Source organism: Microcystis sp. LE19-41.2A (genome assembly GCF_027530405.1).
GTDB lineage: Bacteria > Cyanobacteriota > Cyanobacteriia > Cyanobacteriales > Microcystaceae > Microcystis > Microcystis aeruginosa.
Map to the genome: position 1 here is coordinate 1 of NZ_JAPZQJ010000649.1, position 7,569 is coordinate 7,569.

Consider the following 7,569-nt stretch of genomic DNA (forward strand, 5'->3'; position numbering starts at 1 on the left):
TGTCAGTCTGTAGAGCGACCATAAGACCAGAACAGAGTAAATCTGTTAAGGCAGGTGCGAAACCCCGCAAGGGAAAGAAGCAGAAACCTAAATCGTGAGGTTTGGGAATCGCCGTCCGTTTTACGGCGGCGAGGATGTCAAATTTTTCCTGTTGGATGTAGTTAATTCCCCGGTTAAAGTGGGCGATCGCTTCTTTGTAGTTCGTTTGAGCGATCAGGGTTTCGGCTGGTTGTCGGCTTTCTAGGGCCATAACGGGGCGAACAGTGGCGAGGGTGGAGAGGCCGATTAGGCTGACGGTGGTGAGAAGGGCAAAGGATTTCATGGGTAGTGCCTCGGTGAGGGTGATTTGAGCTTCTACCTAATTCATCGGTTGCTTTTTTGGGAATATGCAGGATAGGGCGATCAATTTTTTTTCCTTTCGGGTACAAAAGGAAAAAGCGCGGCAATCGGCATCGCTTTGTTATCATTTAGTGAAAATACTTGTTGTTTTTGATGCAATATGGTAAGCAAATCCCCGACGATTACTGATGCGGAATTAATTCGCCTCAGTTGTCAGAACCCGGAATTAGGCTTTGAACGCAATGCAGATGGAACGTTAGTCACTATGCCCCCGATCGGAAGTATTTCAGCGAATCGAGAACTGAAAGCCGGCGCTCGCCTGCTCTACTGGGTCGAACAGAACGGGTTAGGAGAGGTATTTAGTTCTAGCGGCGGTTTTAAACTGGCCAATAGCGCGGTACGCTCTCCCGATGTGGCTTTCGTGGCGAGAGAACGTTTACCGTCCGGTTGGCAGGAAAGGGAGGATGAATTTCTCGATCTCGCGCCGGATTTCGTGATCGAGATCCGTTCTAAAACCGATAGTTTATCCAAGTTAAAGCGGAAAATGGAGGAGTATCGGGAGAACGGGGTGAAGTTAGGATGGTTGATCGATCGCCACAATAAACAGGCTTTCGTCTACCGTCAGGACGGGACGATTACCTGTTATCCCGAGAACGCGATTTTAAGCGGGGAAGATGTGGTTCCGGGGTTCACCCTAGCGCTAGAAATCTTGCTGTAAGATCGATCGCTTTTTTCGGGGTGAGATTCAAAATCGATCGAGTATCTAGACCGCGCCTAATTGCCGTAGGAATTGCAGGGCTTTTTCGCGTGCTGGCGCGTTCCCTTGCTGGCGGAACAGTTCGGCGGCTTGTCGGAAATCCTCGATCGCTTTTTCCTTGTCTAGCCGATAGACGTAAGGAAACCCAACAATAGACCCAAGGAAACTACCGTAGGTTGGGTTGAGGCACGAAACCCAACAATAGACCCAAGGAAACCCAACAATAGACCCAAGGAAACCCAAAAAAAAGATTCAGACGGATTTAGGTGTTGGCTGTTGGGTTTCGCTCCGATGACCCAACCTAGGAAAGGATGCGATCGCTTTTCGTTCTCTAAAACAGTGATCGCACCAAGATGACAAGCACTGTAGCATAACCCACCGAATATTATAAAATTGATGGTGCGTTACATTTCATGCTTGGCGAAATCCGGCAAAATAAGCTTTAACCTCATGCCAGAAATTTTCAGACTGGAAGGCTATGTTTTCTTTTTCTATGCCAGAAGGCAATGAACCCATGCACGTTCACGTTCGACGGGGCGGCGGATATGCTAAATTTTGGCTAGAGCCGCTAGAATTGGATTATGCTAAAGGTCTAAAAACCAAAGAAATTGTTCGGGCTGAAGTTATCATTACAGAAAATATAGAAATAATACGGAGGAAATGGCACGATGTATTTGGTACATGAAAGCATAGTAAAAGCTCAAAAAGTTTGGGTTGAAGATAAATGGATTTGTATTCGTTTAGAAGACGATAGAGAAATTCGTTTTCCTGCTTATAAAAATAAACGCTTATCAAAAGCAACCTTTGAACAATTAGCAGAGGTTGAGTTAATTTGTGATGGCACGGGATTACATTGGGAAACCTTAGATGAGGATTTGTCCATCATTGGCATTTTAGAAGGAAGATTGGGTGCTTAAATGTTAAATGCTTAAAAAAAATCGGCTCTACCGAACCTAGTAATCATAGCAATTACCGTCGGTTGGGTTGACGTAAAAAAACCCAACAAAAAGATTCAGACGGACTTAGGTGTTGGGTGTTGGGTTTCGCTTTCCCTGAGAATTGAGAGATTTTCTTTAACCTAAGTAGCTGGTTATAATTAAATTAAAAATGGATTTTAGGTTCGATCCCCCCTGCCCCCCTTGATAAGGGGGGTGCCGATAGGCGGGGGGATCCCCCCTGCCCCCCTTGATAAGGGGGGTGTCTGACAACTTTTAACGCCTACCTACTTATTTATTCGCTCAACCCAAGCTACGAAATTAGACTTTGATTAAGTATTGACTGATTCTAGATGCCTTAAAATCTGTTTTCTTAAATCATCCAAATAATTTTCTACCACCTCCCAAACTGTATTAAGGTCAATTCCCCCTAAATAATCATGTACTAAAATATTCCTAAAACCAGAAATATTACGCCAGTCAACATTGGGAATATTTGCCTTTAATTCCTCCGAAAGCCTTTGAGTTGATTCTGCCAAAGTTTGTAAGCGTCTAATGATAGCATCGCTGATCATTGAATTAGCAAAAAACTCCTGTTTTCCTCCTTGGGAATAGTCCTTAATTTTATCAATACAGTCTAAAATATATTCAAGATAAACTCGATCTTCATTCATAACTTAATTGCCTCCTTTAAGATTCGCTGTTTAATTAGATGATGAAGGCTTTTTTCAGTTACTACATCCACTTTACACCCTAAGAGAGCCTCTAAATCAACTAATAATCCACCGGGAAACCAAGGGGATGTTTTAGCTAAATCATAATCAATTAAAAAATCAATATCACTATTTTCGGTTTCCTCTCCTCTAGCAACGGAACCAAATACACGCACATTAAAAGCACCATGTTTGGTGGCAATTTGTAGGATATCCTCTCGTTTGTCTTGTATGAGTTGTTTTAAGGTCATAAAATAACATCCCTCCCGAAGGTTTTTAATGAACAATTAACAGACTAGACTAGAAAAAACTAAATACTGATAACTCACCCCCCCACTTATTGCCCTAATTGCTGCAAAAATTGCATCACCTTTTCATCAGTTGCCATAATATTCTGTTGGTAGAATATTATAGCTGCTTGTTGTAGGTCAATTTTTGCTTTTTCGGTTTGTTTTAATTGGGCATATAAAAGACCACGACTACGGACCTTATGAACGATGGCTAAATAAGTAATCATTGATTTCTCATTTCAGGTTCGCATTAGATTATATTCTTCGCAGATTGATGAAGTTAGAGATTCCACTAAGATTAATTTTTCCTCAATTGACAGGTTTTTTCCTTGTTTAATTAATGTTTGTAAAGGCATTTTTTTTTAAATCAAATTCAGGCACAAGTAGAGCCAATTCTTGTGTTTGTTGATTTTGTAAGTCGGTAATTAATTCTTGTAAAAATAAAGAATCATTACTTAAGTCCGAAATTTCATCTTCATAGTTTTCGAGAGCTTCTATTTGTTGAATACGGTCACTATAATTTTTGAGAAGGGATTCGAGAGCTTCGATAATAAATTGGATGTCTTTAAATGATAGAGTTTTCATAGTTTACCTCAACTTACACGATAAAAAAATTCACCAATTACCCTTAAGGCTTGTTGATAGGTTTCTATTGACATGGGAAATAAGGGTTTCCATAACCAGTGATTACCTCGATCATTAATTAATTCTAGCTCACTGGGAATAGAAATTCCCCGATCTAGTTTCCACCAGTTGTTTCCTATTCCCTGAACGGAAAAGGTCGAAATTCCCCCCGGTGTTTATCCATCAACAAGGGTTTCTTTTACCCATATTTGCCCATTATTTTCATAGATAGCAATATCTTTGTTAGGACGAACATGATCCATTCTGGGAGATGTAGCATTACCTCTACGGTATAAATCAACGGGTGTTTTTATCATTTGTCACCTCCCTAATTCGCGTAAAAGTTGCATCACCTTTTCATAAGTTGCCATATTATCCTGCTGGTAGAATATTATAGCTGCTTGTTCTAGGTCAATTTTTGCTTTTTCGGTTTGTCGTAATATGGCATATAAAAGACCAAGACTACGGATTATAGTAATCATAGCAATTATCGTCGATTGGGTTGACCCAAGGAAACCCAACAAAAAGATTCAGACAGATTTAGATTTTGGGTGTTGGGTTTCGCTTTTCCTGAGAATTGAGAGGTTTTCTTTAACATATTTATTCCCTCAAACCAAGCTAGGGACTGCACCTAGTTTTTTACACACAATTCCTGATGGTTTAAAATAGCTTCTGATACCTCAATGAGCAGAAAAGCGATCGCATCTTGATGATCCGCGTCGGTTAAAATGGTTTCGAGGGTGCTAGGGGTGGGAATTTCGTCCCCATCTGCCAACATGAAGGAAATATGACCTTTTAAGGCTTCAGTTGCCATTTTTTTCGCTTCTTCGATGGTTTCTCCTGCGCTAATACAACCCGGAAAGTCATAAAATTGTACCCCATAATCACTATGGTTATCTTTATGAACGGTGGCTAAATAAGTAATCATTGATTTCTCCTTTATCGTAATTTAATACCGGCTTGTTTTTCGATACTGATTAGGGTTTTAAGGGGAATATCCTTTTTAGGGTGAGGAACAGTCACTTTCCCTTTTTTATGGGGATGTTTAAAATGATGATGACTTCCTGTTGTACCTACTTGATACCATCCCTCATCCTTCAGTTTTTTGATAATTTCTCGACTTTCCATAATTGATGATTTCTATTTCACCCCCCTAATTGTTGTAAAAATTGCATCACCTTTTCATAAGTTGCCATATTATTCTGTTGGCGGAATAATATGGCTGCTTGTTGTAGATCAATTTTTGCTTTTTCGGGTTGTCCTAATATGGCATATAAACCACCACGACTACGGATTATAGTAATCATAGCAATTATCGTCGATTGGGTTGACCCAAGGAAACCCAACAAAAAGATTCAGACGGATTTAGGTGTTGGTTGTTGGGTTTCTACCGTAGGTTGGGTTGAGGCACGAAACCCAACAATACACCCAAGGAAACCCAACAAAAAGATTCAGACGGATTTAGGTGTTGGGTGTTGGGTTTCGCTTTCCCTGAGAATTGAGAGGTTTTCCTTAACATATTTATTCGCTCAACCCAACCTACGAAACTACTGATTAACATAATTTTTTAGTTCAGGATGTGCTAATAATTTTTGAACATCAGCAAAAATTTTGTTTGTCCGTAAAATCTTTTTGAGGAAATCAATATTGGCAAGTTGAGAATTAATACTTAAAGCACTTTCAGCGAGTTTTAATGCTTTATCTTTTTCGCCTTGATGATAAAAAGCAACGGCTAAAGCTAATTGAATTTCGGCTGATTGATTGTTAATTATTAGTGCTTTTTCCCATTGTTTAATTGCTTCACTTATTGACCCTTGTTCATACTTAACTAAGCCGATGCCCATCATAGCAAACCAAGCATTTTTGTTAATTTTAATAGCTTTGTTGTAATCAGAGAGGGCTAATTCGTATTTTTGTTGGAGATAGTAAAGATTCCCCCGATTGTAGTAAGCCTCAACTAAATTAGGATTAATTTCAAGAGCTTGGTTGAAGTCAGCTAATGCTAATTCGTCTTTTTGTTGGTAATAGTAAATACCCCCCCGATTGTTGTAAGCCATAGCTAACTTAGAATCAAGTTCAATAGCTTTGTTGAAGTCAGCTAAAGCTAATTCGTATTTTTGTTGGTTATAGTAAATGCCCCCCCGATTGCTGTAAGCCTCAGCTAACTTAGAATCAAGTTCAATAGCTTTGTTGAAGTCAGCTAAAGCTAATTCGTATTTTTTTTGGTAATAGTAAAAACGTCCACGATTGCTGTAAGCCCCAGCTAACTTAGAATCAAGTTCAATAGCTTTGTTGAAGTCAGCTAATGCTAATTCGTATTTTTGTTGGTCATTGTAAATATTCCCCCGATTGCCGTAAGCTATAGCTAACTTAGAATCAAGTTCAATAGCTTTGTTGAAGTCAGCTAAAGCTAATTCGTATTTTTGTTGGTAATAGTAAATACTCCCCCGATTGACGTAAGCACCAGCACGATTAGGATTAAGTTCAATAGCTTTGTTGTAGTCATCTAATGCTAATTTGTATTTTTTTTGGTAATAGTAAAGCTCCCCCCGACCAAAGTAAGCCATATCATAATTAGGATTAAGTTTCATAGCTTTGTTGAAGTCAGCTAAAGCTAATTCGTATTTCTGCAAGTCTTTGTAAAGAACCCCCCGATTGTTGTAAGCCAAAGCATCATTAGGATTAATTTCAATAGCTTTGTTCCAGTCAGAGAGGGCTAATTCGTATTTCTGCTGGTTATAGTAAAGACTCCCCCGATTGCCATACCAAGCAGCACGGGGAGCGAGATCAATTGCCTGATTAATCGCCGCTAATCCCTCATCATAGCGTTTTAATTGACTTAATACTACATATTTCTCGTTATAGTGATTGGGGTTATTGGGAAACAGAGAAATCGCCTGATTAATCACCGTTAAGGCTTGCTCATAATTTTCTAAATAGCGATAAACAACACTTTGCTTTTGTAAAATACTACTGTGAAAGTTCTTTAAATCTTCCCGTTTAGGTAAGGTATTAATCGCTTGTTGCAAAGCTTCTATAGCTGGTTGATATTTATCTAAAGCAAATAACGCTAATCCCTTCCCATACCAGGCTAAATAGACATTATCGGGGTCATTTTGCTTAATCGCCTCATCAAACGCCTTAATTGCTTCCTCAGACCTCCCTAACCGCCATAATTGTCCCCCCCTTTCTATCCAAATATCCGCCTTCGCATTGGTATTAGGAACAATAACACCAGTAATCGCTTGAATAATTTCTTGTTGTTGTTGCGGACTAACTTGGGGTTGAGCAGTGGTTAATAATTGCGGTTTTACCTTGAATCTTTCTTGCAATCCGATAAAAGTGCTAATGGGAATCCCTAAACTAAACCCTAACTGAATTTTCTCTACCCCTATTTTCTCTAACCCTGCTGTTTCCGAACTTCCATGAATCCCTATTACTCTCCCCTGGGAGTCTAAGACTGCACCGCCACTCATGCCCCCAAATGTGATGCTGGTATAAACTAATTCATAGCCTCCGGTTAAAGAAGCAACACTTTGTAATGTTCCCCCTTGTTGAGTGCTTAAAGGACTTTGGCGGGTTTGTAGTAATCCCTGTTCTTTATCGTGAATTCTACCGCCACTAAACAACCATTTCGAGGGATTTTGTCCAATTTTGGGGAAGCCTGCCGCAAAAACAAAATCACCGCTATTTGGGTTATAATTCGCTATTTCCGCAACGGGATAATTGTCCAGGCTTTCAAACTGAAAGACTGCTAAATCTACCCCTTCCTGCCGGATGATGGTGCTTTTCTCGATGTTTCGAGTTTTGCCGTCGCTGGTGACGACGGTGTAGGTGTAATCAGCACAGCTGTCGGTGCGTGCCATTTCTCCGCAAAGGACGTGATCGGCGGTTAGGACGGTGTAAATATT

At 40.0% G+C, this 7,569-nt stretch carries 14 protein-coding genes and 1 pseudogene; 4 read left to right on the plus strand and 11 right to left on the minus strand.

The window, feature by feature from the left end:
• Window positions 1-322 (minus strand): annotated as a pseudogene (locus O9290_RS28660) (hypothetical protein); the annotation flags it as partial.
• Between the two features lie 177 nt (window positions 323-499).
• Here O9290_RS28660 and O9290_RS26830 point away from each other — a divergent pair.
• The 4 genes from O9290_RS26830 (at window position 500) to O9290_RS26845 (ending at window position 2,013) form a co-directional block, all read left to right on the plus strand.
• Complete coding sequence (locus tag O9290_RS26830) at window positions 500-1,057, plus strand: Uma2 family endonuclease (RefSeq protein ID WP_002763043.1); 558 nt, start codon at window positions 500-502, stop codon at window positions 1,055-1,057.
• A gap of 20 nt (window positions 1,058-1,077) precedes the next feature.
• Window positions 1,078-1,251: a hypothetical protein gene (locus O9290_RS26835; protein WP_155120266.1), complete on the plus strand. Its 174-nt coding sequence runs from the start codon at window positions 1,078-1,080 to the stop codon at window positions 1,249-1,251.
• Between the two features lie 338 nt (window positions 1,252-1,589).
• Window positions 1,590-1,781 carry a DUF4160 domain-containing protein gene (locus O9290_RS26840; RefSeq protein WP_238707346.1) on the plus strand — a complete coding sequence of 64 codons (192 nt, stop codon included), beginning with the start codon at window positions 1,590-1,592 and terminating at the stop codon, window positions 1,779-1,781.
• Entirely contained in the window at window positions 1,765-2,013 is a 249-nt protein-coding gene (locus tag O9290_RS26845; RefSeq protein WP_002785172.1) for a DUF2442 domain-containing protein, read from the plus strand. The genes O9290_RS26840 and O9290_RS26845 overlap by 17 nt, the downstream gene beginning before the upstream one ends.
• Window positions 2,014-2,363: 350 nt before the next feature.
• On the opposite strand, the gene O9290_RS26850 is transcribed toward O9290_RS26845, so the two are convergent.
• From O9290_RS26850 to O9290_RS26890, 10 genes are all read right to left on the minus strand, one after another.
• A complete protein-coding gene (locus tag O9290_RS26850; RefSeq protein ID WP_012264047.1) occupies window positions 2,364-2,705 on the minus strand; it encodes a HepT-like ribonuclease domain-containing protein in 342 nt (113 codons plus the stop codon).
• The gene (locus O9290_RS26855) at window positions 2,702-2,995 is read right to left on the minus strand and encodes a nucleotidyltransferase family protein (protein WP_002768612.1); all 294 of its coding nucleotides are present in this window, start codon (window positions 2,993-2,995) and stop codon (window positions 2,702-2,704) included. The genes O9290_RS26850 and O9290_RS26855 overlap by 4 nt, the downstream gene beginning before the upstream one ends.
• An 86-nt stretch (window positions 2,996-3,081) precedes the next feature.
• On the minus strand, window positions 3,082-3,261 hold the full coding sequence (locus O9290_RS26860; RefSeq protein WP_288026498.1) for a hypothetical protein: 180 nt from the start codon (window positions 3,259-3,261) through the stop codon (window positions 3,082-3,084).
• Between the two features lie 106 nt (window positions 3,262-3,367).
• Complete coding sequence (locus tag O9290_RS26865; protein WP_288057875.1) at window positions 3,368-3,619, minus strand: hypothetical protein; 252 nt, start codon at window positions 3,617-3,619, stop codon at window positions 3,368-3,370.
• A gap of 8 nt (window positions 3,620-3,627) precedes the next feature.
• Window positions 3,628-3,822, minus strand: a complete 195-nt coding sequence (locus O9290_RS28665; protein WP_502846479.1) for a Tse2 family ADP-ribosyltransferase toxin — start codon at window positions 3,820-3,822, stop codon at window positions 3,628-3,630.
• Between the two features lie 12 nt (window positions 3,823-3,834).
• Complete coding sequence (locus O9290_RS26870) at window positions 3,835-3,975, minus strand: hypothetical protein (RefSeq protein WP_254062833.1); 141 nt, start codon at window positions 3,973-3,975, stop codon at window positions 3,835-3,837.
• A gap of 314 nt (window positions 3,976-4,289) precedes the next feature.
• Window positions 4,290-4,586 carry a type II toxin-antitoxin system HicB family antitoxin gene (locus O9290_RS26875; protein ID WP_002763050.1) on the minus strand — a complete coding sequence of 99 codons (297 nt, stop codon included), beginning with the start codon at window positions 4,584-4,586 and terminating at the stop codon, window positions 4,290-4,292.
• Window positions 4,587-4,597: 11 nt separating this feature from the next.
• A complete protein-coding gene (locus tag O9290_RS26880) occupies window positions 4,598-4,786 on the minus strand; it encodes a type II toxin-antitoxin system HicA family toxin (protein WP_002768607.1) in 189 nt (62 codons plus the stop codon).
• A 17-nt stretch (window positions 4,787-4,803) separates the two neighbouring features.
• On the minus strand, window positions 4,804-4,965 hold the full coding sequence (locus O9290_RS26885) for a hypothetical protein (protein WP_288087715.1): 162 nt from the start codon (window positions 4,963-4,965) through the stop codon (window positions 4,804-4,806).
• A 240-nt stretch (window positions 4,966-5,205) separates the two neighbouring features.
• Window positions 5,206-7,569 (minus strand): serine protease (locus tag O9290_RS26890; protein WP_288087717.1); only part of this gene is annotated, 2,364 nt, incomplete at its 5' end.

What these genes read in the sequence shown, in the direction of transcription:
- O9290_RS26830 (WP_002763043.1), top strand. Translation starts at nt 500, where the DNA reads ATGGTAAGCAAATCCCCGACGATTACTGATGCGGAATTAATTCGCCTC.
- O9290_RS26840 (WP_238707346.1), top strand. Translation starts at nt 1,590, where the DNA reads ATGCCAGAAGGCAATGAACCCATGCACGTTCACGTTCGACGGGGCGGC.
- O9290_RS26845 (WP_002785172.1), top strand. Translation starts at nt 1,765, where the DNA reads ATGTATTTGGTACATGAAAGCATAGTAAAAGCTCAAAAAGTTTGGGTT.
- O9290_RS26850 (WP_012264047.1), bottom strand. Translation starts at nt 2,705, where the DNA reads ATGAATGAAGATCGAGTTTATCTTGAATATATTTTAGACTGTATTGAT.
- O9290_RS26855 (WP_002768612.1), bottom strand. Translation starts at nt 2,995, where the DNA reads ATGACCTTAAAACAACTCATACAAGACAAACGAGAGGATATCCTACAA.
- O9290_RS26860 (WP_288026498.1), bottom strand. Translation starts at nt 3,261, where the DNA reads ATGATTACTTATTTAGCCATCGTTCATAAGGTCCGTAGTCGTGGTCTT.
- O9290_RS26865 (WP_288057875.1), bottom strand. Translation starts at nt 3,619, where the DNA reads ATGAAAACTCTATCATTTAAAGACATCCAATTTATTATCGAAGCTCTC.
- O9290_RS26870 (WP_254062833.1), bottom strand. Translation starts at nt 3,975, where the DNA reads ATGATAAAAACACCCGTTGATTTATACCGTAGAGGTAATGCTACATCT.
- O9290_RS26875 (WP_002763050.1), bottom strand. Translation starts at nt 4,586, where the DNA reads ATGATTACTTATTTAGCCACCGTTCATAAAGATAACCATAGTGATTAT.
- O9290_RS26880 (WP_002768607.1), bottom strand. Translation starts at nt 4,786, where the DNA reads ATGGAAAGTCGAGAAATTATCAAAAAACTGAAGGATGAGGGATGGTAT.
- O9290_RS26885 (WP_288087715.1), bottom strand. Translation starts at nt 4,965, where the DNA reads ATGATTACTATAATCCGTAGTCGTGGTGGTTTATATGCCATATTAGGA.